This is a genomic window from Serratia nematodiphila DZ0503SBS1 (genome assembly GCF_000738675.1).
Taxonomy (GTDB): Bacteria; Pseudomonadota; Gammaproteobacteria; order Enterobacterales; family Enterobacteriaceae; genus Serratia; species Serratia nematodiphila.
On record NZ_JPUX01000001.1, the window covers coordinates 4,125,495 to 4,148,897 of the forward strand.

26 protein-coding genes are annotated in these 23,403 nt (G+C 58.0%); 15 read left to right on the forward strand and 11 right to left on the reverse strand.

What is annotated here, in order from left to right:
* Positions 1 to 29: 29 nt before the first annotated feature.
* From fabG to yceD, 6 genes are read right to left on the reverse strand one after another with little or no spacing between them, the layout of a single operon-like run.
* Entirely contained in the window at positions 30 to 764 is a 735-nt protein-coding gene (gene fabG, locus JL05_RS19085; RefSeq protein ID WP_004928729.1) for a 3-oxoacyl-ACP reductase FabG, read from the reverse strand.
* Between the two features lie 11 nt (positions 765 to 775).
* Positions 776 to 1,705, reverse strand: a complete 930-nt coding sequence (fabD, locus tag JL05_RS19090) for an ACP S-malonyltransferase (RefSeq protein ID WP_033633356.1) — start codon at positions 1,703 to 1,705, stop codon at positions 776 to 778.
* Between the two features lie 18 nt (positions 1,706 to 1,723).
* Entirely contained in the window at positions 1,724 to 2,677 is a 954-nt protein-coding gene (locus JL05_RS19095; protein ID WP_033633357.1) for a beta-ketoacyl-ACP synthase III, read from the reverse strand.
* A gap of 6 nt (positions 2,678 to 2,683) precedes the next feature.
* Positions 2,684 to 3,718, reverse strand: a complete 1,035-nt coding sequence (gene plsX, locus JL05_RS19100; protein WP_004928717.1) for a phosphate acyltransferase PlsX — start codon at positions 3,716 to 3,718, stop codon at positions 2,684 to 2,686.
* A gap of 11 nt (positions 3,719 to 3,729) precedes the next feature.
* A complete protein-coding gene (gene rpmF / locus JL05_RS24995) occupies positions 3,730 to 3,897 on the reverse strand; it encodes a 50S ribosomal protein L32 (RefSeq protein ID WP_004927778.1) in 168 nt (55 codons plus the stop codon).
* 16 nt (positions 3,898 to 3,913) lie between these two features.
* The gene (gene yceD / locus JL05_RS19105) at positions 3,914 to 4,435 is read right to left on the reverse strand and encodes a 23S rRNA accumulation protein YceD (RefSeq protein WP_004927780.1); all 522 of its coding nucleotides are present in this window, start codon (positions 4,433 to 4,435) and stop codon (positions 3,914 to 3,916) included.
* A gap of 141 nt (positions 4,436 to 4,576) precedes the next feature.
* On the opposite strand from yceD, the gene JL05_RS19110 reads away from it, so the two are divergent.
* The gene (locus JL05_RS19110) at positions 4,577 to 5,158 is read left to right on the forward strand and encodes a Maf family protein (RefSeq protein WP_004927784.1); all 582 of its coding nucleotides are present in this window, start codon (positions 4,577 to 4,579) and stop codon (positions 5,156 to 5,158) included.
* 6 nt (positions 5,159 to 5,164) lie between these two features.
* On the opposite strand, the gene rluC is transcribed toward JL05_RS19110, so the two are convergent.
* A complete protein-coding gene (gene rluC / locus JL05_RS19115; protein WP_015377448.1) occupies positions 5,165 to 6,124 on the reverse strand; it encodes a 23S rRNA pseudouridine(955/2504/2580) synthase RluC in 960 nt (319 codons plus the stop codon).
* Positions 6,125 to 6,676: 552 nt separating this feature from the next.
* On the opposite strand from rluC, the gene rne reads away from it, so the two are divergent.
* Complete coding sequence (gene rne, locus JL05_RS19125; RefSeq protein ID WP_072010112.1) at positions 6,677 to 10,009, forward strand: ribonuclease E; 3,333 nt, start codon at positions 6,677 to 6,679, stop codon at positions 10,007 to 10,009.
* Positions 10,010 to 10,069: 60 nt separating this feature from the next.
* Here the strand turns inward: rne and JL05_RS19130 are convergent, their stop codons facing one another.
* Complete coding sequence (locus JL05_RS19130; RefSeq protein WP_015377446.1) at positions 10,070 to 10,357, reverse strand: putative quinol monooxygenase; 288 nt, start codon at positions 10,355 to 10,357, stop codon at positions 10,070 to 10,072.
* Between the two features lie 213 nt (positions 10,358 to 10,570).
* Between JL05_RS19130 and pyrC the strand changes: the two genes are divergently transcribed.
* From pyrC to JL05_RS19170, 8 genes are all read left to right on the forward strand, one after another.
* Positions 10,571 to 11,617: a dihydroorotase gene (pyrC, locus tag JL05_RS19135; protein WP_004927803.1), complete on the forward strand. Its 1,047-nt coding sequence runs from the start codon at positions 10,571 to 10,573 to the stop codon at positions 11,615 to 11,617.
* A 75-nt stretch (positions 11,618 to 11,692) separates the two neighbouring features.
* Positions 11,693 to 11,932: a DNA damage-inducible protein I gene (dinI, locus tag JL05_RS19140; protein ID WP_015377444.1), complete on the forward strand. Its 240-nt coding sequence runs from the start codon at positions 11,693 to 11,695 to the stop codon at positions 11,930 to 11,932.
* A gap of 130 nt (positions 11,933 to 12,062) precedes the next feature.
* Positions 12,063 to 12,341, forward strand: coding sequence for a hypothetical protein (locus tag JL05_RS19145; protein WP_004927809.1), 279 nt, complete (start codon positions 12,063 to 12,065; stop codon positions 12,339 to 12,341).
* A gap of 201 nt (positions 12,342 to 12,542) precedes the next feature.
* Positions 12,543 to 12,797: a biofilm formation regulator BssS gene (gene bssS / locus JL05_RS19150; RefSeq protein WP_004927812.1), complete on the forward strand. Its 255-nt coding sequence runs from the start codon at positions 12,543 to 12,545 to the stop codon at positions 12,795 to 12,797.
* A gap of 139 nt (positions 12,798 to 12,936) precedes the next feature.
* The gene (solA, locus tag JL05_RS19155) at positions 12,937 to 14,052 is read left to right on the forward strand and encodes an N-methyl-L-tryptophan oxidase (protein ID WP_033633360.1); all 1,116 of its coding nucleotides are present in this window, start codon (positions 12,937 to 12,939) and stop codon (positions 14,050 to 14,052) included.
* 216 nt (positions 14,053 to 14,268) lie between these two features.
* Entirely contained in the window at positions 14,269 to 14,895 is a 627-nt protein-coding gene (locus JL05_RS19160) for a LuxR C-terminal-related transcriptional regulator (protein ID WP_033633361.1), read from the forward strand.
* Positions 14,896 to 15,017: 122 nt separating this feature from the next.
* Complete coding sequence (locus JL05_RS25000; RefSeq protein ID WP_004927822.1) at positions 15,018 to 15,134, forward strand: DUF2770 family protein; 117 nt, start codon at positions 15,018 to 15,020, stop codon at positions 15,132 to 15,134.
* Positions 15,135 to 15,137: 3 nt separating this feature from the next.
* Positions 15,138 to 16,142 (forward strand): zinc-dependent alcohol dehydrogenase family protein, encoded by a 1,005-nt coding sequence (locus JL05_RS19170; RefSeq protein WP_033633362.1) that lies wholly within the window; start codon positions 15,138 to 15,140, stop codon positions 16,140 to 16,142.
* Here the strand turns inward: JL05_RS19170 and JL05_RS19175 are convergent.
* On the reverse strand, positions 16,090 to 17,148 hold the full coding sequence (locus tag JL05_RS19175; RefSeq protein WP_033633363.1) for an AI-2E family transporter: 1,059 nt from the start codon (positions 17,146 to 17,148) through the stop codon (positions 16,090 to 16,092). The two genes, JL05_RS19170 and JL05_RS19175, sit on opposite strands and share 53 nt — an antisense overlap.
* Positions 17,149 to 17,589: 441 nt before the next feature.
* Here JL05_RS19175 and JL05_RS19180 point away from each other — a divergent pair, with 441 nt between their 5' ends.
* The gene (locus JL05_RS19180) at positions 17,590 to 18,144 is read left to right on the forward strand and encodes a cytochrome b (protein WP_004927830.1); all 555 of its coding nucleotides are present in this window, start codon (positions 17,590 to 17,592) and stop codon (positions 18,142 to 18,144) included.
* Between the two features lie 23 nt (positions 18,145 to 18,167).
* Positions 18,168 to 18,746 (forward strand): YceI family protein, encoded by a 579-nt coding sequence (locus tag JL05_RS19185; RefSeq protein WP_015377429.1) that lies wholly within the window; start codon positions 18,168 to 18,170, stop codon positions 18,744 to 18,746.
* 43 nt (positions 18,747 to 18,789) lie between these two features.
* Here JL05_RS19185 and trhO read toward each other — a convergent pair whose 3' ends face one another.
* Entirely contained in the window at positions 18,790 to 19,857 is a 1,068-nt protein-coding gene (gene trhO, locus JL05_RS19190) for an oxygen-dependent tRNA uridine(34) hydroxylase TrhO (RefSeq protein WP_015377428.1), read from the reverse strand.
* Between the two features lie 118 nt (positions 19,858 to 19,975).
* On the reverse strand, positions 19,976 to 20,134 hold the full coding sequence (locus JL05_RS19195; RefSeq protein ID WP_015377427.1) for a hypothetical protein: 159 nt from the start codon (positions 20,132 to 20,134) through the stop codon (positions 19,976 to 19,978).
* A gap of 261 nt (positions 20,135 to 20,395) precedes the next feature.
* On the opposite strand from JL05_RS19195, the gene JL05_RS19200 reads away from it, so the two are divergent.
* The 3 genes from JL05_RS19200 (at position 20,396) to mdtG (ending at position 23,140) form a co-directional block, all read left to right on the forward strand.
* Positions 20,396 to 21,316, forward strand: a complete 921-nt coding sequence (locus JL05_RS19200) for a Kdo(2)-lipid IV(A) acyltransferase (protein ID WP_015377426.1) — start codon at positions 20,396 to 20,398, stop codon at positions 21,314 to 21,316.
* Between the two features lie 101 nt (positions 21,317 to 21,417).
* Positions 21,418 to 21,702: a YciI family protein gene (locus JL05_RS19205; protein ID WP_033633364.1), complete on the forward strand. Its 285-nt coding sequence runs from the start codon at positions 21,418 to 21,420 to the stop codon at positions 21,700 to 21,702.
* A 199-nt stretch (positions 21,703 to 21,901) separates the two neighbouring features.
* A complete protein-coding gene (gene mdtG, locus JL05_RS19210; RefSeq protein ID WP_033633365.1) occupies positions 21,902 to 23,140 on the forward strand; it encodes a multidrug efflux MFS transporter MdtG in 1,239 nt (412 codons plus the stop codon).
* Positions 23,141 to 23,403 lie beyond the last annotated feature (263 nt).

A 23,403-nucleotide genomic window follows, 5' to 3' on the forward strand; every position in this document is an offset into this window, starting at 1 on the left:
TCAAATAACGCAAATGGTTTTCACATTTTTTAAATCATGTACATGCCGCCATTGACATGTAACGTTTCACCGGTGATATAGCCGGCCTCATCAGAGGCCAAAAATGCAACAGCGCTGGCGATTTCTTTAGCATCGCCCAGCCGGTTGGCTGGAACTGATGACAAAATGCCTGCGCGTTGATCATCTGTCAACGCCCGTGTCATGTCCGTCTCAATAAAGCCAGGTGCCACGACGTTGACCGTAATGCCACGCGAAGCAACTTCACGTGCCAAAGATTTGCTAAAACCAATCAGACCGGCTTTAGCCGCCGCGTAGTTCGCCTGCCCTGCGTTCCCCATGGTGCCGACAACGGAACCGATGGTGATGATACGGCCAAACCGCTTTTTCATCATAGCGCGCATTACCGCTTTTGACAGGCGGAATACGGAAGTCAGGTTGGTGTCGAGGATATCCTCCCACTCATCATCCTTCATACGCATCAGCAGGTTATCACGCGTGATGCCGGCATTATTCACTAAAATGTCGATTTCGCCAAATTCGGCGCGAATCGATGCCAGCACGCTGTCGATAGATTGCGCATCAACAACGTTCAACATAAACCCTTTGCCGTTTGCGCCCAGGTAGCCGCTGATCGCCTCAGCGCCGCTCTCGCTGGTCGCGGTGCCGATCACTTTGGCGCCGCGTGCTACAAACGTTTCTGCAATGGCTCGGCCAATACCGCGGCTCGCGCCGGTGACCAGAACGATTTTACCTTCGAAGCTCATCATTTTCCTCTTTATTGTTCAAGCGCCGCCGACAGGCTGGCGGTGTCGTTCACCGCCGCAGCCGTCAGGGTGTCAACAATACGTTTAGTCAGACCGGTCAGCACTTTGCCCGGCCCCACTTCCAGCAGCGACGTCACTCCCTGTGCTGCGATAAATTCTACGCTCTCGGTCCAACGCACCGGGCTGTACAGCTGACGCACCAGCGCGCTGCGGATCGCTTCAGGATCGTTTTCGGTGCGTACGTCGACGTTGTTCACCACCGGCACCTGAGGCGCGTTGAAGGTGATGTCCTGCAGCGCCACGGCCAGCTTGTCGGCGGCCGGTTTCATCAGCGCGCAGTGCGAAGGCACGCTCACCGGCAGCGGCAGCGCACGTTTGGCGCCGGCCGCTTTACAGGCGGCGCCTGCACGTTCAACCGCTTCTTTGTTGCCGGCGATAACCACCTGGCCCGGCGAGTTGAAGTTGACCGGAGAAACCACCTGCCCCTGCGCGGACTCTTCACACGCCTTGGCGATCGCGTCGTTGTCCAGACCGATGATGGCGTACATCGCGCCGGTGCCTTCCGGCACCGCTTCCTGCATCAGCTTGCCGCGCAGCTCGACCAGACGGATCGCCGCCTTGAAGTCCAGCACGCCGGCGCAGACCAGCGCCGAGTACTCGCCCAGGCTGTGGCCCGCCATCAGCGCAGGCACTTTACCGCCCTGCTGCTGCCAAACGCGGAAAATCGCCACCGAGGCGGCCAACAGAGCCGGTTGGGTCTGCCAGGTTTTGTTCAGTTCTTCCGCCGGACCTTGCTGCACCAGCTGCCACAGGTCGTAACCCAGGGCGGAAGAAGCCTCGCCGAAGGTTTCTTCGACGATCGGGAACTGTGCGGCCAACTCGGCCAGCATGCCAACGGTCTGCGACCCCTGGCCCGGGAAAACAAAAGCAAATTGCGTCATTTTTTCTTCCTGTCCAAATCAGAAACGAACCAGCGCCGAGCCCCAGGTAAAGCCGCCGCCGAAAGCTTCCAACAGCACCAGTTGACCACGCTGAATTCGCCCGTCGCGCACGGCTTCGTCCAGTGCGGAAGGCACCGAGGCGGCAGAAGTGTTGCCGTGACGATCGAGCGTCACCACCACTTTCTCCATCCCCATGCCCAGTTTTTTCGCCGTTGCGCTGATGATGCGCAGGTTGGCCTGGTGAGGCACCAGCCAATCCAGCTCGCTGCGATCCATGTTGTTGGCCTGCAGCGTCTCGTCGACGATGCGCGCCAGCTCGGTGACCGCAACCTTGAAGACTTCGTTGCCCGCCATGGTGACATAGGCCGGCTTGTCTTGATTCTGACGATCCTTGTAAGGCAGCGTCAGCAGGTTGCCGTAGCTGCCGTCGGCATGCAGATGAGTAGACAGAATGCCCGGCTCTTCAGACGCCCCCAGCACCACCGCACCCGCGCCATCACCAAACAGAATGATGGTGCCGCGATCTTCAGGATCCAGCGTGCGTGACAACAGATCTGCGCCGATCACCAACGCATGTTTGACCGCGCCGTTTTTCACGTACTGATCGGCCACGCTGAGCGCGTAAGTAAAGCCGGCGCAGGCCGCAGCCAGATCGAACGCCGCGCAGTCTTTGATACCCAGCATGTCTTGCACCAGGCACGCCGCGCTCGGGAACGCGTGCGTATTCGTGGTGGTGGCCACCACGATCAACCCGATGTCTTCTTTAGCCACACCTGCCATTTCCAGCGCTTTTTCAGCGGCCTGGAAGCTCATCGTCGCAACGGTTTCATCCGCGGCGGCGATGCGACGTTCGCGGATACCGGTACGCGTGACGATCCACTCGTCAGAGGTATCCACCATTTTTTCCAAATCAGCATTGGTGCGCACTTGTACGGGCAAATAACTCCCCGTACCGAGAATCTTTGTATACATGTACGATCAGTCACTCTTAGGTAATACAGCCTCAAGGCGCGCAGCAATCCTTTCCGGGACTTGCCGCTGCACCGCCTGCACAGCCTGTTCGATTGCGACTGCAAACGCGTGAGGGTTCGCAGCGCCGTGGCTCTTGACTACGGTGCTGCGCAATCCTAACAGACATGCGCCATTATACTGGTCGGGGTTCAGGTGGCCGAACCGCTTAACCACCCGTTTTTGCAACCAACGGCCCAACAATTTCAGCCACCACGCTCGCTTGTTTCCGTCGCCGGACGATTTCAGCAGCGATAAGAACACCCTGACCACCCCTTCCATGGTTTTCAGGGTGACGTTGCCCACGAAGCCATCACAAACCAACACGTCGGTCTTGCCGGTGAGCAGTTCGTTTCCTTCCAGGTAACCAATATAGTTGATTGCCGGAGTATTTTTTAGCACAGCGGCCGCTTCGCGGATATTATCCAGGCCTTTGGTCTCTTCTTCGCCAATATTCAGCAGCGCCACCCGCGGTTGCGCAATGCCGATCACCTCTTCCGCCATCACCGCACCCATCACGGCAAACTGCACCAGCATGGTGCTGTCGCACTCAACGTTGGCGCCCAAATCCAGCACCACGGTTTTGCTGCGTTGCTGGTTCGGGATCGCCGTCATCAGCGCCGGGCGCTCGATGCCTTCCAGCGGCTTGACCAACAGCTTCGCCAATCCCATCAGCGCACCGGTATTGCCGGCGCTGACGCACCCCTGCGCGTTTCCGCTGCTGAGTTGCTCGAGCGCAATGCGCATCGACGTACCGCGGCTGGCGCGTATCGCTTGTGAAGGTTTGGCGTCGCCGGCGATCACGGACTCGGCGGGCACGACTTGCAGACGCTCCAGAAGAACCGGATCGGCGTGGGCAAGCAAGGGAGAGATGACGTCGGGATTGCCGACCAGCAGGAGATGAAGCTGTAAATTAGAGGCCAGTGCCTGCAACGAAGCAGGCACTGTGACGCAGGGACCGAAGTCCCCGCCCATTGCATCTAACGCCAGGGTTAGACGAGTCAAGGTATCGCTACTTAGCCGATAACCTTGCGACCGCGGTAGAAACCGTCGGCAGTGATGTGGTGACGACGGTGAGTTTCACCGGATACTTTGTCTACAGACAGAGTAGTCGTGGTCAGAGCATCGTGAGAACGACGCATGCCACGCTTGGAACGGGTTGGTTTATTCTGTTGTACGGCCATGGACCTTACTCCTCAATTACTTACGCTTTAAACTGGCTAATACGGCAAACGGATTCGGTTTCTCCGCCTCGGGAGGCAGTTGGCCAAATACCATGTCCGCTTCGGACACTTCACAGTGTTCAGATTCATGTACCGGAACGACAGGCAGTGAAAGAATAATTTCGTCTTCAATCATTGCCAACAGATCGACTTCGCCAAACTCGTCAACTTCGATCGGTTCGTACGCTTCCGGTAATGCCTCAGCCTGCTCATCATTGACGACCGGGCTAAAACAATATGTTGTGTGAACCTGATGTTCGAACGGGACTCCACAGCGTTGGCACATCAACGTTACCGTGACATCCGCATGCCCTGTTATCACCGCGAGGCGTTGATTGTCGATATTGAACGACAACGACACCTCGACATCACTGTCCACACTGACCACGGAGTCGGCAACACGAGTAACCTGCTCAGGCGCATAGACACCAGCATAGTCCAGGCGTTTCTGAGCGGTACGTACCGCATCAATGGTCAAGGGTAATTTTACCTTTTGCATAGGGCGCGCATATTAACTTTGTAACGACATAGAGTCAAAGAAAAAGGCCGTAAAACGGCTCCTTTCACCAATATTCGCTTCCACAGCGGCCGACAGTTTAAAATGCCGTACCCATTTACGCTACGGTTTGCGAAAAAAATTATGCAGAGATTGCTTTTAGCCTCCACCTCCCCCTATCGAAAAATGCTGCTGGAGAAGCTGCAGCTGCCGTTCGACTGCGCCGCACCGGAGGTGGATGAAACCCCCTTGCCCGGCGAAAGTGCCGAAGCGCTGGTGCTGCGCCTGGCGGCGGCGAAGGCTCAGGCGTTGGCCCTCGCCTATCCCGAGCATCTGATCATCGGCTCCGATCAGGTCTGCGTGATCGATGGCAACATCACCGGCAAGCCCCATACCGAGGAAAACGCCCGCGCGCAGCTGCGGCAGGCCAGCGGCCAGGCCGTGACTTTCTATACCGGCCTGGCGCTGTACAACGGCCGCAGCAAGCAGCTGCAAGCCTTGTGCGAGCCGTTTCACGTGCATTTTCGCGCGCTAAGCGAAGCGGAGATAGCCGCCTATGTGCGTCTGGAGCAACCGCTGAACTGCGCAGGCAGTTTCAAGAGCGAGGGATTGGGGATCGCGCTGTTCGACAGGCTGGAAGGCCGGGATCCGAACGCCCTGATCGGCCTGCCGTTGATCGCGCTGTTGGACATGTTGCGGGCTGAAGGCATCAACCCGCTGGTGTGACGCAGATTACTTGGCCGCCTGCCGGCGCAGCACCTGCAGGCAGTGGCGCAGTTCTTCGTCCATCGGCGCTTCGATGCGCATCGTTTCGCCGGTGGCCGGATGCTCAAAGCGCAGCGCCGCAGCGTGCAGGAACAGCCGCTTCAGGCCGGTGCCCGCCAGTTGACGATCGAACTCGCGATCGCCATAGCGATCGTCAAAAGCGATCGGGTGCCCGGCATGCAGAGTGTGCACGCGGATCTGGTGAGTACGCCCGGTGATCGGGCTGGCCTTCACCAGGGTGGCGAATTCGTAACGCTCTTCTACCTTGAAGCGGGTTTCCGAAGGCTTGCCTTCGCTGTTGACGCGCACGATACGTTCGCCGCTTTGCAGAATATTTTTCAGCAGCGGCGCCTGTACGGCCTTGCAGTGCGATTGCCACTGGCCGCGCACCAGCGCCAGATAATCCTTCTGCATGCCCTTCAGCCGCAGTTGTTCATGCAGCGAACGCAGCGCGGAACGCTTCTTGGCCACCAACAGCACGCCGGAGGTATCGCGATCGAGCCGATGCACCAGCTCCAGGAAACGGGCTTCCGGGCGCAGCGCGCGCAACCCTTCGATCACGCCGAAGCTCAGGCCGCTGCCGCCGTGCACCGCGGTGCCGGAAGGCTTGTTGAGGATCAGCAGGTGGTCATCTTCATACAGAATGCAGTCGGCCAGCGCCGCCACCTTATCCAGCTTGGCCGACACCGGCGTCTCTTCGCGCTCGGCCACCCGCACCGGCGGCACGCGCACCACGTCGCCGGCCGCCAATTTGTATTCGACCTTGATGCGCCCTTTATTGACCCGCACCTCACCTTTACGCACGATGCGATAAATCATGCTCTTCGGCACGCCTTTCAGGCGAGCGAGCAGAAAGTTGTCGATTCTCTGACCGGCTTCGTCGTCGGAAATCGTGATGAATTGTACTGCTGGATTGTTCGTTTTCATGGTGCGGGATTCTAAATAGAGCGCGTGAATAGCGCCACATCTTTTTCTGTGCTTAACTGTCTCTCTGACGGCGGGCGAAACCCCAGCGGACAATAAGGCAGCAAGCCGATTTGAACGTTTGCGATTTCTTCCGCAGTTAAGGAAAAGTCACCTTGCTATAACGGCATCAGCAGTGGAATAATGCAGTCACTTTCCGCGTTGATTCTCGTTAAACAGGGAAAACGGTGGAATTATAAAATTTGTCTGATCGCGCAAAAACGCAGCAATGGCGTAAGACGTAATGCGAAATCAAACAATTAGCGGGCTGCGGGTTGCAGCTTGGCCGGCAAATGGAATCAGATCTGTCGACGTAAATCAGAGGCTATTCCCCTAGTAAAAGTGCTGTCTTTCACAAAGAAAAGCAGGCTTACCGAGATAATGCGCCCCTATGCAGGCGACAACCGTGAGGTTGACGACTTTGCGAGAAGACACGGGGCTTTCGGTTTAACTCCGGCCATGAGGTTATTTTGCCCGCAGCTTTGTCGATAATGTAAAAATAACGAGTAAGTTAAGATGAAAAGAATGTTGATTAACGCAACTCAGCAGGAAGAGTTGCGTGTTGCCCTCGTAGATGGACAGCGGCTGTATGATTTGGATATCGAAAGTCCGGGTCATGAGCAAAAAAAAGCGAATATTTACAAAGGCAAAATCACCCGCATTGAACCAAGTCTTGAAGCAGCGTTCGTGGATTACGGCGCAGAACGACATGGTTTCCTCCCCCTTAAAGAAATCGCCCGCGAATACTTCCCTAGCAATTACTCTTCCCATGGTCGCCCGAACATCAAAGATGTGCTGCGCGAAGGCCAGGAAGTCATTGTTCAGGTAGACAAAGAAGAACGTGGCAACAAAGGCGCCGCCTTGACCACCTTCATCAGCCTGGCGGGCAGCTATCTGGTGTTGATGCCGAACAACCCGCGCGCCGGCGGTATTTCTCGCCGCATCGAGGGTGACGATCGCACCGAGCTGAAAGAAGCGCTCTCTTCGCTGCAGCTGCCGGACGGCATGGGCCTGATCGTTCGCACCGCGGGCGTAGGCAAATCTGCCGACGCGCTGCAGTGGGATCTTTCCTTCCGTCTGAAGCACTGGGAAGCGATTAAAAAAGCCGCCGAAGGCCGCCCTGCGCCGTTCCTGATCCACCAGGAAAGCAACGTTATCGTGCGCGCCTTCCGCGACTACCTGCGCCCGGACATCGGCGAAATCCTGATCGACAACCCGAAAATTCTCGATCTGGCCAAAGAGCACATCGCTGCGCTGGGCCGCCCGGATTTCAGCAGCAAAATCAAACTGTACAGCGGTGAAATTCCCCTGTTCAGCCACTACCAGATCGAATCGCAGATCGAATCCGCCTTCCAGCGCGAAGTGCGCTTGCCGTCCGGCGGCTCGATCGTCATCGACAGCACCGAAGCGCTGACCGCCATCGACATCAACTCCGCGCGCGCAACCCGCGGCGGCGACATCGAAGAGACGGCGTTCAACACCAACCTGGAAGCGGCGGACGAGATCGCTCGCCAGCTGCGCCTGCGCGACCTCGGCGGCCTGATCGTCATCGACTTCATCGACATGACGCCGGTACGCCACCAGCGCGAAGTGGAAAACCGCCTGCGTGACGCCGTGCGCCAAGACCGCGCGCGCATCCAAATCGGCCGCATCTCCCGCTTCGGCCTGCTGGAAATGTCGCGTCAGCGCCTCAGCCCGTCGCTGGGCGAGTCCAGCCACCACGTATGCCCACGCTGTAACGGCACCGGCACCATTCGCGACAACGAATCGCTGGCGCTGTCCATTCTGCGCCTGATTGAAGAAGAAGCGCTGAAGGAAAACACCAAAGAAGTTCACGCTATCGTGCCGGTTCAGGTCGCTTCGTACCTGCTGAACGAAAAGCGCGAATCCGTCAGCGCGATCGAAAAACGCCAGGGCGGCGTGAAAGCCGTCATCGTGCCGAACGATCAGATGCAAACTCCACACTACTCTGTGCTGCGCGTGCGCAAGGGCGAGGAAACCTCTACCCTCAGCTACCTGCTGCCGAAGCTGCACGAAGAAGACATGGAGCGCCCGCTGGAAGATGCGCCGATGGAACGCAAGCGTCCGGAGCAACCGGCCCTGGCTTCCTTCTCGCTGTCCGCCGATGCGCCGCCGCCGGCTGAAGAGCCCGTCACCGTGGCCAAACCTGTCGCTGCCGCCGCCAAGGTGAAAGCCGCAGCGCCGGTCGCCGCCAAGCCGGGCTTCCTGGGCCGCCTGTTCGGTGGTCTGAAGAGCCTGTTCGCCGGTGAAGAACAACCTGCCGTCGAAGAAGCCAAACCGGCCGAAACGCCGAAAGCGGAAGGCAACGGTGAAAACCGTCGTCAGGATCGTCGCGGTCAGCGCCGCCAAGGCACCGGCCGTAAAGAGCGCGGTGAGCGTGGCGAACGTCCGGAACGCGGCGAGCGTAAAGAGCGCGGTGAAGGCCGTGACAATCGCGAGCGCGACAACCGTGAACCGCGTGAAAACCGTGAAGGCCGTGAATCGCGTGAGTCCCGCGATGAGCAGCGCCGTAACCGCCGCAACCAGCAGCAGAACGCGCCGGTAGCGGAGGAAACCGCTTCGGAAGAAAGCGCTAAAGCGCCGCGCGAAGATCAGCAGCAACGCCGTGAGCAGCGCGCTGAACGCCAGCGTCGCCGTCAGGAAGAGAAACGTCAGGCTCAGCAGGAAGTGAAAGCGCTGGAAAGCGTTGAAGCGGTCGAGAGCACCGACGAAGAGCAGGAAGAACGTCAGCAGCAGAACATGCAGCGCCGTCAGCGCCGCACGCTGACGCAGAAAGTGCGTATCCTGTCTGCCGAAGAAGAGCTGCAGCGCGCAGCGGAAGAGCTGTTGGCGCCGAAAGCGCCGGTAGCGAAAGCCGAAGACGTGCAGCCGACCGCCGACGACAGCGTCAAGCTGCTGCCGGAAACCGTTGCCGCACAGCCGGAAGACGATGCCCAGGGCGAAAGCCGCGGCAACGGCGAAGGCATGCCGCGCCGTTCCCGCCGTTCACCGCGCCACCTGCGCGTCAGCGGCCAGCGCCGCCGTCGTTACCGCGATGAGCGTTACCCGCTGCAATCTCCAATGCCGCTGGCGGGTGCCTTCGCTTCGCCGGAAATGGCATCGGGCAAAGTCTGGGTAAGCTACCCGGTCGCTCAGGTTGAAGAAGCCGAAGTGCAGACCGAAGCCGTAGAGCAGGCGCCGGTTGTCGCCGCAGCGGTTGAACAACACAACGTTGCCGTGGAAGAAACCCAGGCCGCGGCCAGCGTCAACGAACCGGCACCAGAAGCCGCCGTTGAAACTGCCGCCGTTACCGTCACGGAAGAAGCTGCAGCCGTAGCGCCTGTCGTTGCTATCCCGGCCGAGGAAACCCCGGCGCCGGCGGAAGCCGCGGTTGAAGAGCCGAAAGTGGAAGAGACTGCCCCGGCAGTGGAATCCGAGCCGGTAGTTGAAACCGTTGCTGCAGAGCCTGTAGTTGAAGCTAAGTCGGTGGAGGACGAGCCTGTGGTCGAAACTGCGCCGGTAGAAGCCGAGCCGGCGGAAGAAACGCCAGTGGTAGAAGCTGCACCTGCGGCGGCAGCCGTGGAAGCCGCTCCGGTGGAAACAGCCCCTGCGCCAGTGGTTGCTCAGCAGCCGGCGCCGGTGAAAGCCGTGCAGAACGTGCTGTACAAACACATCGCCACTGCGCCGATGACCAAAGCGCCGGCACCAGCCTATGTGCCGGAAGAACGCAAGCACAGCGACTGGCAGCGCCCTTCCTTCAACTTCGAAGGCAAAGGCTCCGCAGGCGGCCATTCGGCGGTAAGCCAGGCGACCGCGCCGGCCACCAAACCGCAGCCGGTTAACGAATAAGTTAATCTGCAACCCTAAAAAAACCCGCCATCGGCGGGTTTTTTCTTGCCTGTAAAATACTCAGGCGATCTTCTTCAGTTTTTTGATGTCCAGAACATCCAACTTGCCGTCAAGCCGGCTGACGAACTGCTGAAAATGCGCCGTCTCATTATGCTTATCCAGCGCTTCGCTGCTGGCCCAACGCTCAAAGAACACGAAAACACCCGGCTTTTCCAGATCGCGATGCAAGTCATATTGCAGGTTGCCCAACTCCTGGCGGCTCGGCTCGATAATGTCGTGCACCGCTTCGCTGACGGCGGCTTCAAATCCCGCTTTCGCTTGCAGGGTGGCGATAACGCGTACTTCCATTGCTTTCTCCCTTTCCACTTGATGAAGGTCGACGGTATTGGCGTCGGCATCGTTGAAATCCCGGTTACTATGCGCCCGCCGCGCTATTGATTTCAACTTGTCGGCAACAAACAGATGCATCTGCGGCACTTTCCGCTTATCCTTACACCCCGGCGTGAATAAACCCATTATTCGCTTTTCATTAGACGTATTTGACCGCCGGAGCCTAGCTAGATGACCGCACAACCTCAAGTTCTGAAAATCCGCCGCCCAGACGACTGGCATATCCACCTGCGTGACGATGAAATGCTGAAAACGGTGGTGCCCTATACCAGTCAGGTATTTGGCCGGGCGATCGTGATGCCGAACCTGGTTCCGCCCGTAACGACCGTGGCCGCCGCGCGCGCCTACCGCGATCGCATTCTGGCGGCGGTCCCGCAGGGGCACAACTTCACTCCGCTGATGACCTGCTACCTGACCAACTCCCTGGCGGCCAGTGAACTGGTCAACGGCTTCGAGCAAGGGGTGTTTACTGCCGCCAAGCTGTATCCGGCCAACGCCACCACCAACTCCAGCCACGGCGTCAGCGACGTGACCGGCATTTACCCGTTGTTCGAGCAGATGCAAAAAATCGGCATGCCTTTGCTGATCCACGGCGAAGTGACCGATCCCGCCGTCGATATCTTCGACCGCGAGGCGCGCTTTATCGAACAGGTGATGGAACCGATTCGCCAGCATTTCCCTGAGCTGAAGATCGTCTTCGAGCACATCACCACCAAGGAAGCGGCGCAATATGTGCAGGCAGGCAATCGTTTCCTCGGCGCCACCATCACGCCGCAGCACCTGATGTTCAACCGTAACCACATGCTGGTCGGTGGCATTCGTCCACACTTGTTCTGCTTGCCGATCCTCAAGCGCAATGTCCACCAGGAGGCGCTGCGTCAGGCGGTGGCCAGCGGCTCGGACCGCTTCTTCCTTGGCACCGACTCCGCGCCGCACCTCAAGCACCGTAAAGAGTCCAGCTGTGGCTGCGCCGGTTGCTTCAACGCGCCGAATGCCATCCCGGCTTACGCCGCCGTGTTCGAACAACTCGGCGCGTTGGAGCACTTTGAAGCCTTCTGCTCGCTCAACGGCCCGCGCTTCTATGGCCTGCCGCTCAACGAAGACTTCATCGAACTGCAGCGCGTGCCAACCACACAGCCGGAAGAGATCGCCCTCGGCAATGAATCCGTGATCCCCTTCCTGGCGGGTGAAACCCTGAACTGGTCGCTGAAAGACTGATATTTTTGCTTCGCCCTCTTGCCCCCGCACTTGGTTAACTGTATAAATAAACAGTGAATCGCTTCGGGGGCAATTATGCGTGTTGAAGTCACTATAGATAAAACCCGGCCGCTGCCGGCGGGCGCCATTGAGGCGCTGACCGGAGAACTGGGCAAGCGGGTCAACCGCCAGTTTCCAGACGCCGTCGTGCACGTACGTTATGCCGGCGCCAACGGGCTCTCCGTGCTGGGGGGCGCCAAAACCGACCGGGATCTGATCGAGGAAATCCTTCAGGAAACCTGGGAAAGCGCAGACGAATGGTTTAGCGCAGAATAACACTGCAATGCTGTTTTTGCCGGGGGTCGCTCTCCGGCTTTTTTGTTTCTGGCGCCCTGCCCATTCATCGCTTACCCTTACTCTGGAACAAAATCCGCCTCAGCGCTGTATTTAACGCAAAGGAGTAAGCATGGCCCCGGACAAGGTGAAATCCGAAGACGCAATGACGTTTGGCGAACTGCTGGCGCTGATAGCCGATCAGAAAAGGCGCTTGAACGTACTGGAAGTGGCTTTTTCTTATCTGGCCTTCAGCCTGGATGACAAAGCCAACCAACGGCTGATCCACAGCCTGAAGCTGGAATCGCACAGCCAGAATCGCGATGCCGAAACGCAAAAGCATTTCGCCCATTTGGCCGAAGAGCTGGAAAAATGTCTGCATGGCGCATCGCCGCCTGCCGACGCGGAATAACGCGCTGCGCTCTGCTCATCCGCTGCTGCACATACAAATTTGTAGAATAATTGTTCAAATAAATATTTATTTTGCAAATTTCGGTGACAACCCTCTCCACCGATGAAAGCGGATGCGTATACTGTAATTGCTCTCATGATGATGAGCCGCATTGATCCTCGTTAGTCACTCACGGTAGTTACTACTCAATAAGGGGTCTTTATGGACAGAAATGATGAAGTAATTCAGACGCACCCGCTTGTCGGTTGGGATATCAGTACTGTCGACGTTTACGACGCCATGATGATACGCCTTCATTACCTGTCTTCACTAGACCAAACGCCCGAAGAAGCCCAAGTAGACCGAACGCTTTGGCTGACTACAGATGTCGCCCGTCAATTAATCAATATTTTAGAGGCCGGCATCGCCAAGATTGAAGCTACGGATTACCAGGATCTTGATCGCAGAAAACATTGATTCATCGTCCCCTAACCCTAAGGCGCCGTGACCGTTCCCGGCGCCTTTTTCTTTGCCTTTCACCGTTCAATCAGTGCATTGCGCTCGCCAACCTTTTATCATGGGGCGATAAGCAATTGCTATCAGAGAGGGTGGGCACGTGGAATATGATTTGATCGTGGTGGGCAGCGGTTCAGTCGGCGCGGCGGCAGGGTATTACGCTACCCGGGCCGGCTTGAAAGCGCTGATGATCGACAGCGCCATTCCTCCACATCGCAACGGCAGCCATCACGGCGATACCCGCATCATTCGTCACGCTTACGGCGAAGGTGAAAAGTACGTGCCGCTGGTGCTGCGCGCACAGGCGCTGTGGAATGCGCTGATTCAGCAATCCGGTGAAGAACTGTTCCAGTCGTGCGGCGTGCTCAACCTGGGGCCGCAGCACTCCGAATTCATTCGCAATGCTCAGCAGAGCGCGCAAAAGTTTCGCCTGAATGCGCAAACCCTCAGCGCCGAACAGATCGCTCAACGCTGGCCGGAATTCCGCGCGCCGGAAGGTTACGTCGGCGTCTTCGAGCCGGACGCCGGCTTCCTGCGCTCCGAACTGGCGGTTGCCAGCCTGATCAAACTGGCGAAAGAGGCCGGCTGCAGCCAGCTGTTCAACTGCCCGGTCAGCGCGGTGAACCCCATTGATGGCGGTGTTGAGATCGTCACCGGCGAAGGGCGTTTCACGGCGCGAAAAGCGGTGGTCACCGCAGGCACCTGGGTGAAAGCGCTGTTGCCGCAGCTGCCTATCGCGCCATTGCGCAAGGTATTCTCCTGGCATCAGGCGGACGGCCGCTACAGCGTGAACAATCGCTTCCCGGCCTTTACCGTCGAAGCGCAGGACGGCACGCACTATTACGGCTTCCCGGCGGATAACGATGGCCTGAAAGTGGGCAAACACGACGGCGGCCAGCCGATGGATGCTCCCGAACAGCGCAAACCCTTCGGTAGCTACGCCAGCGACGGCACGGAAGTTTTCTCCTTCCTGCGGCAATTTTTGCCGGGTGTAGGCGTATGTTTACACGGCGAAGCCTGCAGTTATGATATGAGCCCCGACGAAGATTTTATTATCGATACCCTGCCGAATTGCGATCGCCTGATGGTCATCAGCGGCTTGAGCGGCCACGGCTTCAAGTTCGCCAGCGCACTGGGCGAGATCGCCGCGCTGTTCGCGCAGGACAAAGCGCCGCCGGTTGACCTCTCCAGCTTTGGTCTGAAGCGATTCAGCTAAGCGAAGGATTTCGCTGTCCACGTTCCCGTCGCGCCCTGGACAGCGAAATCTGCCGGTTACAATTTATTAACCTGCTAACTCTTTTAAATACCAAGTAAAAATTCTGATAACGGAAATTTCTTGCATTCAGCATTTGAATTTCCGAATTGAACACTTGCAGTGTAAGTCCTATTTTACAGAAGATATGCTCCATCGGCTTTCAACAAGGACGTCACCATGAAACTACTTGTCGTGGACGAATGCTGCTTCACCCGGGTCGGTATAGCCAGCTACTTTGCTGATAGTGGGATTACGACGATCAAGTGCTGCCACAGCATTGAATACGCTACGCCGCTGTTGGCCAGCTTTCAGCCGAGCCACATTCTGGTGAACCTCAGCAACCAATGCCGCTATAACGAAGCGGACGCACAGCTGCAGGCATTTATGGAAGCCAGCCAGTCCGCCTTGCTGTTTATCTATCTCGATACACCTTACCCTTACAGCGAAGCGCCAATGCGCATTGCCGATAATGCCTTTCTGTTCAATAAAAGTATTCTGCCGCTCACCTTACGCACGCTGCGCGAAAATCCGCTGGCGCTGGCCGATGACGGCGAAGAGCGTTCCCTGTTCAGCCCACAGGAACTGACGGTAATGAAATATTGGATGGCGGAGATGCCGAACTACCGCATCGCGAAAAAGCTGCAGATCAGCTCGCATACGGTGTACGTGCACAAGCGTCACATCACGGAGAAGATCAACGCGCGCAACCGGCTGGAGTTCTACTCGCTGTATAACGTGCTGCGCTATTTCTACCCGCCGAGCGCGCCAACCAATTCGACGCCGCTGGCGCTGCTGGCGGTATAACATCAAGCCTGCGATAACGCAGGCTTTTTTATCGCCGCTCCTCCAGCACTCACGCGCGGCGCGCTGTAAAAGACGCCGAGAAAAGGACTATAATCAAGGGTCCTTCTCTTCAGGCGGCTGAAATGTTAAACCGAATACTGGCGGCTATCGTCAACAACGTGCGTGAGCACCTGGTGCTTTACCTTTGTCTGTGGCTGGTGCTGCTGGCGTTGGATGTCTATTTCTTCTTCGTCATGTAAGCCATGCCGCCGTTATTTCCCCGATTGAGCTTCAGCCGCTTCGGCGATCCCACCCAGGTGCTGGAATTGCAGCAGATGAGCAGACCGCTGCTGCGCCCCGGGCAGCGGTTATTGCAGATGCGCTATGCCCCGATCAATCCTTCCGATCTGATCCCGATCCACGGCCAATACGCGCACCGCATCGCCCTGCCGCAGGTGCCGGGATATGAAGGCGTAGGCATCATCCTCAATCCGCAGAATGGACATTCAACGGGCCGACGCGCGCTGGCGGTAATGGGTAACGGCAGTTGGCAAACCTTCGTCACGCTGCCTGAGGATCGGGTGATCTGGGTGCCGGACGACATTGACGACGCTGGCGCAGCGCAAATCTATATCAACCCGCTCACCTGCTGGGTGCTGTTGACGCAATGGCTGCCGCTCAACGCCGGCGACGTACTGCTGCTCAACGGCGGCGGCTCCGCTGTCAGCCTGCTGTTGGCGCAGCTGACGGCGCTGCGCGGTATTCGTCTGGCGGTCGTGGTGCGCAACGCCGCTCATCGCCAGGCTTTACTGGCCGCCGGCGCCTGGCGCGTTATCGAAGCGCCGCAGCTGGTGGAAATGACGAATTTTGGCGCCCGTGCGGCCATCGACTGCATCGGTGGAGAAGACGGATTGCAATTGGCGCGGGCGGTACGCTCCGGCGGCGATTTTGTGGCGCTGGGCCTGCTGAGCGGCCGCCAGGTAGACTGGCGGCGCGTGGTGGACGAGTTAAAGCTGCGCGCTTCGCTGTTCCACCTGCGCAAATGGAACGCACAGGCGGCGCCGGCGCAATGGCAGATGGCGTTTTATCAGTTGTTCCAGCTGCTGCGGCGCGGCCAGCTGGCGCTGCGCCCACCCGCCGCGATTTATCCTTTGCATCAGTACGCAGCGGCGCTGCAGCATGCCGCACAACCCGGCGTGAGCGGAAAAATCTTCCTCACTCCGGCGCCGCCGGAGGCTGGCGCGGCGGGCGGCCGTCCCCCAGGATAACCGCCAGCCGATAGCCGCCCTCGGTGGTCTCCAGCGCGATGCGCGCCACGATCGTCAGTGGCACCGACAGCAACATGCCCACCGGGCCGAGCAGCCAGCCCCAAAAGATCAGCGACAGGAACACCACCAGCGTCGACAGTCCCAGCCCGCGCCCCATCACCCGCGGTTCGAGGATATTACCGATCACCATGTTGACAGCGATAAAGCCGCCCGCCACCACCAGCGCATCCCCCAATCCGTTGAACAACAGCGCCTGAATCAGCGGCGGAATGGCGGCCAACACCGAGCCGATATTGGGAATATAGTTGAGCAGAAACGCCAGCAGCCCCCAGATAAAGGCGAAGCGCACGCCGACCGCCGCCAGGAAGATCCAGACGATCACCCCAGTGGCCAGGCTGATGATGGTTTTAATCACCAGATAGCGCGTCACGCCGTCCAGCGCCCGCCGCATCGCGGCGAGCCCCTCGTTCGGCTTATCCAGCGCCTGCTGCAGCTTGTAAGGCAGCAGCTGCACTTCGAACAGCATAAACACCACGGTCATCAGCAGCAGGAAGACGTTGGTCATGGCGCCAGACAGGTGCCCCAGCATGCGGGTGACCAGATTCATCGCCGCGCTGGGATCAACATACTGCAGCATCGCTTCGCTGGAGAGGCTGATATTGAAGCGATCGGCGTAATGCTGCAGCTCGCGCAGCTTCTCGATCATCATGCCGCGATACTGCGGCAGCGAGCGGGCGAACTCATTGAGCGAAGCGCCCAACATGCCGATAAACAGCATCACGACCACGATCACCGCCGTCAGCAGCAGCGTCACCCCGACGATACGCGGCACCCGCTTGCGTTCCAGCATCGCCACCAGCGGGTTCAGCACCATGGCGAGAAACACCGCCAGTAAAAACGGCACCACGATGTCGGCGGCGGCTTTCACCCCGGCCAGAATGATCACCAACATCGCCAGCAGGACGGCCAGACGCAGGCTGCTGTCGGTCACGTGGGTTCGGCCCATGACGTTTCCTTGTTATTTCACTGGGTTAACCGGCCTCATGGGGCCGTCTCTTGGCGCTAATGGTAGCAAAATCCGCCGCTGCACCGCAGGGATTTAGCGAAACCGTTCGACAACGTTAATCTTTCCGCCCTGCTCTGCGCCGCAAAAAATAGGCATAACCTTTGCCAACAAATAATCTCACCGGGCAACTCACGCGAGGTTTACGTAAAATGACAAAAGCTGACATTAATAGATAATAAGCCTAATTTTCAACAACTAGCACAATCGCCGGGCGAGAGAAACAATATCATCTTCAACGATTTATCTGAAGGTTCCCGAACATCTCAAACAAATTCACTGACTAATATTTCTAAGAAGTAACATAGTTAAATTTATTATTGATTTTATGTTTCCTAAAGTTTAATTATTGCAGCCAGCCAATCGGTAATCGAAGGAAACAGGATGCTCTGGAAAAATACCGCCGATCGTTTCGGCCATGTGTCAGTGTTGATCCACTGGCTGGTGGCGTTGACGGTGTACGGCATGTTCGCGCTCGGCCTGTGGATGGTCACGCTGGGCTATTACGACGTCTGGTATCACCAGGCGCCGGAGATCCACAAAAGCATCGGCACGCTGCTGTTCATCGTGATGGTGATCCGCGTGATCTGGCGCTTTGTCTCGCCGCCGCCCAAACCTCTGGCCAGCTATGGCCGCCTCACTCGCGTCAGCGCCATCCTCGCGCATCTGGCGCTGTACGCCGTGCTGTTCGGCATTCTGATCAGCGGCTATCTGATCTCCACCGCCGACGGTCAACCGATCAGCGTCTTCGGCTGGTTCGACGTGCCCGCCACCGTGACCGGCATGGCGGAACAGGCCGACACCGCCGGCGCCATACACCTTTACCTGGCCTGGGCCGTGGTAGTGCTCTCGGTACTGCACGGGCTGGCCGCGCTTAAACATCACTTTATCGATCGTGATGTCACTTTGAAACGGATGCTGGGTAGCAGCGCCGATTAACCTTTGGATTTATGGAGATTGCTATGTTGAAAAAGACCGTATTGGGCCTGACCGCAGGTGCCCTGCTGCTGAGCGCCGGTTCCGCACTGGCGGCGGACTACAAGATCGACAAACAGGGCCAGCACGCCTTTATCGAGTTCCGCATCCAGCATCTGGGCTACAGCTGGCTGTACGGCAGCTTTAAAGACTTCGACGGTGGCTTCACCTTCGACGAAAAAGATCCTTCGAAGGACAAGGTCAACGTGACCATCAATACCGCCAGCGTCGACACCAACCATGCCGAGCGCGACAAGCACCTGCGCAGCGCCGAATTCCTCAACGTGGAGAAGAACAAGCAGGCCAAGTTTGAATCCACCGAAGTGAAGAAAAACGGCGACGGTTATGCGGTGGTCGGCAACCTGACGCTGAACGGCGTCACCAAACCGGTTACGCTGGACGCCAAACTGATTGGCCAGGGCAACGATCCGTGGGGCGGCTACCGCGCCGGCTTTGAAGCCAACGGCAAGATCAAGCTGAAAGATTTCGGCATCACCACCGATCTGGGCCCGGCGTCGCAAGACGTTGAGCTGATCATCTCCGTAGAAGGCGTGCGCGAGAAATAAAAAAAAGCCCGGCTTGGCGGCCGGGCTTCTCATTTCCTCAGGCTCAGCGGGCTGGGCCTTCTTCTTCCGGTGCCGGAATGTGCATCGTGGTCTGCAGCAAGCCTTTCGACTTATTGAAGATCTTGACGCCATTTTCACGGCCGGCACGGCGCGCGCGCTGTTCTTCGCGCGGCAGCTTCAGCTCTTCGCGGCAAATCTCGCTGCAGCATCCTTCAAACTTGGCGGCGCAGCTCGGGCACTGAATAAACAACAGATGGCAGCCGTCGTTCTTGCAGTTGGTATGAGTGTCGCACGGCGCTCCGCACTGGTGGCAGTTGGCGATCACATCGTCGGAGATGCGCTCGCCCATGCGCTCATCGAACACGAAGTTTTTGCCGATAAACTTCAGCGGCAACCCCTGTTCTTTCGCTTTGCGGGTGTATTCGATGATCCCGCCTTCCACGTGGTAGATGTTTTTAAAACCGTTGTGCAGCATATAGGCGCTGGCTTTTTCACAGCGAATGCCGCCGGTACAGTACATGACGATATTCTTGTCTTTGCTGTCCTGCAGCATCTCCACCGCCATCGGCAACTGATCGCGGAAGGTATCCGACGGCACCTCGATGGCGTTTTCGAAGTGGCCGACTTCGTACTCATAGTGGTTGCGCATATCGACAAATACCGTATTCGGATCGTCGATCATCTGATTGACGCGCTCGGCCTGCAGATACTCGCCGACGTTGCTCGGATCGAAACTTTCGTCATCGATGCCGTCGGCCACGATACGCTCACGCACCTTGAGGCGCAGCACCCAGAAGGATTTGCCGTCGTCTTCGAGCGCGATATTCAGGCGTACCTGATCCAGCGCCGGGTGCGAGGCGAACAGCGCGGCTTTGAACGCGTCGAAGTTATGCTGCGGCACGCTGATCTGCGCGTTGATGCCCTCTTTCGCCACGTAGATGCGGCCAAACACCTTCAGTTTTTCAAACTGAACGTACAGGCTGTCGCGAAACGCCTTGGGATCGTCGATGGAGAAGTATTTGTAAAAAGAAACTGTGGTGCGCGGCTCGGTTTCCGCCAGCATGCGCGCCTTCAGTTCCTCATTAGAAATTCGGTTATGTAACACTGGCATGGTGTACTTTCCTGTCTTTCGGGAGGTGACTGATTACCGCGCGCAGCCAGCAGGCCCACGCGCGGCGCACATCATACCCGAAAAACCGCCGCCGCGCAGCCCTGGCGCAGCGCCCCGTTCAGCGCCCGCCGCCTTCGGTAAACGCGGAAGCCACCATACCGAGCGCCATCATCACGCCGGCAAGCGCCAATATCGCGTTCATCTGCAGATGTGCGCCGACGCTGCCGACCGCCGCCCCCAACACCAGCAGCCCCGCACTGATCCATGATGCCAACATATTTACCCTCTAAATAATTACCGACAATAATATCGCCATTATCTTTGGCAGGAAAGATTGTGGAAAAATTCGGCATTCGATGCATATTTAACGCCCCAAAAGGGATTTTAATGCGTTGTGTTTTCCCGGATCGCCAGAAAAATGCCACAATAGTCGCAAACAAACGGCAGAAACGAACCTTGCCGCCGAGTTCACCCGGCTGCCAGACCGTGCGATGACGCTGTCATTACACTTAAACAACCGTATTCAAACAGAGAACCCATGACTCAAGTTCCTACTTTCAATCGCTCCTTATTGCACCCGCGCTACTGGCTGACCTGGGTCGGCATCGGCTTGCTGTATCTGCTGGTGTTGCTGCCTTACCCCGTCATCTACTGGCTCGGCACCTCGATTGGGCGATTTTCCATGCGCTTTCTCAAGCGGCGCGTCGCTATCGCCCAACGCAACCTCGAGCTCTGTTTTCCCGACATGCCGCAGGCCGAACGCGATGCGCTGGTGGTAAAGAATTTCGAATCGGTCGGCATGGGGCTGTTTGAAACCGGCATGGCGTGGTTCTGGCCCAACTGGCGCATCGAGCGCTGGTTCAAGGTCAGCGGCCTGGAGCATATCCAAAAAGCGCGCGACAACCAGCAAGGCGTGCTGCTGATTGGCCTGCACTTTTTGACGCTGGAGCTGGGCGCGCGCATCTTCGGCATTCACAACCCGGGCATCGGCGTTTACCGCCCGCACGACAACAAGCTGATGGACTGGCTGCAAACCTGGGGGCGCATGCGTTCCAACAAGTCGATGCTGGATCGCAAGGACGTCAAAGGCATGATCCGTGCCCTGAAACAGGGCGATATCATCTGGTATGCGCCGGATCACGACTACGGCCCGCGCAGCAGCGTTTTCGTGCCGCTGTTCGCCGTGGACAAAGCCGCCACCACCACCGGCAGCTATGTGCTGGTGCGAATGGGTAAACCGGCGATCATTCCGTTCACCCCGCGTCGCCTGCCGGACGGCAAAGGGTATGAACTGATCATGCAGCCGGCGGTGGAAAACTTCCCGCTGGATAATGAACTCGACGCCGCCGCCTTCATGAATAAAGTGGTGGAAAAAGAGATCCTGATGGCACCGGACCAATACATGTGGCTGCATCGCCGCTTCAAGACCCGTCCGGAAGGCGAGCCTTCGCTTTACTGATAAAACCAACCCGCCGCCGGCGGGTTTTTTATTGCGTGCCTCTTGAGAATCGCCGGCGAGGGTGGGATGGTAATGCCTTTGCCGACACCCCAGGAGCCGCTATGTACATTGTCAGCCTGACCTACCATCGCCCGATCGCCGACGTCGACAGCCACCTTGACGGGCACATCGCCTGGCTTAAGAAATATTTTCAGGACGGCACCTTCGTCGCTTCCGGCCGCAAGAATCCCCGCACCGGCGGCGTGATCCTGGCCAAGGGCATTGAGCGTGCGCAGCTGGACGCCATCCTGGCCGAAGATCCGTTCAACGCCGTGGCCCACTACGAGGTCATCGACTTTAGCGCTACCACCACCGCCGCTGGTTTCGAGACGCTGGTCGGCTTATAAAACGCTGTAAATTCCGTGCGCTAAGCGCGGAATAAGGTTTAAACGCCATTTTTAAAACTTTATTTCATTTTTCACCCTATTTCCGTCTTCTGGTTTGCCGTTGCCACGCAGGCGGCGCATACTTATCAGGCTAACTTTCACGTTTTGCCCCTTCATCATGCCGCCGGCAAAGCGCGTCACCTTTCGGCAGTGGACATTTATGGCTTCGGCAGCAGAACCCGTTAACTGGAAACGCAACCTTTTCGTCGCCTGGGTCGGGTGTTTTCTCACCGGCGCCGCCTTCAGCCTGGTGATGCCGTTTCTTCCGCTGTACGTAGAGACGCTGGGCGTAACCGGCCATCAGGCGCTCAACATGTGGTCCGGTCTGCTGTTCAGCATCACCTTCCTGTTTTCCGCTATCGCCGCGCCGTTTTGGGGCGCCCTGGCCGACCGACGCGGCCGTAAACTGATGCTGCTGCGCTCCGCCCTGGGCATGGCGATCGTCATGGTGCTGATGGGCATGGCGCAAACGGTCTGGCAATTTCTCGCGCTGCGCGCGGTGCTGGGGCTGCTCGGCGGGTTCATCCCCAACGCCAACGCGCTGATCGCCACCCAGGTGCCGCGCAACCGCAGCGGCTGGGCGCTCGGCACCCTGTCTACCGGCGGCGTCGGCGGCGCGCTGATCGGCCCGCTGATCGGTGGCCTGTTGGCCGATCTGTACGGGCTGCGCCCGGTGTTTTATATCACCGCCGCGGTGCTGTTCGTCTGCTTTGTGCTGACGCTGCTGTATGTCAAAGAGCAATTCACCCCGGTGCAAAAGCGCGACATGTTGCACGCAAAACAGGTGTTCGCCTCGCTGAAGAACCCGAAGCTGGTGCTCAGCCTGTTCGTGACCACCATGATCATTCAGATCGCCACCGGCTCGATTGCGCCGATCCTGACGCTGTATGTGCGCGATCTGGCCGGCGCCACCCATAACCTGGCGTTTATCAGCGGGCTGATTGCCTCGGTGCCCGGCGTCGCGGCCTTGATGAGCGCCCCACGGTTGGGCAAGCTGGGCGATCGCATCGGCCCGGAGCGCATTCTGGTGTTTATGCTGATCGTCTCGGTGCTGCTGCTGATCCCGATGGCGTTCGTGCAAACGCCGTGGCAGCTTGGGGTACTGCGTTTTCTGCTGGGAGCGGCCGACGGCGCGCTGCTGCCGGCGGTACAGACGCTGTTGATTTATAACTGCACCAATCAGGTAGCCGGCCGAATCTTCAGCTACAACCAATCGTTCCGCGACGTCGGCAACGTCAGCGGTCCGCTGCTCGGCGCTGCGGTCTCCGCCGGCTACGGTTTTCGCGCGGTCTTCGCCGTCACCGCTTTAGTGGTGCTGTTCAACGCCGGTTATTCCTGGTGGTGTCTGCGACGGCGGCCGGGCTATTTGCGGGAAGACACGCTGCAGGAAGAACAATAGCTGCATTTATCGCCAGCTTCCTCCGTTGGCCGGATCAACGGCGCATTTCCCCCACTTTTAATAATGCCTCCTTCGGGCCGGCGAATTTTCGTCCCACCCAGAGCTTTCTTATCTCAACACTTTGTTTATCAACAATTAATTAACTTTCAGCGCATAAAACCCGCTGTCAATCATATTCCTGTCACAACCAACAGAAAAACCAGAAAAGGAGATGCTTGTCGACTTTTCGTCTAAAAAATGGGATACAGGTACTAGACAAAACC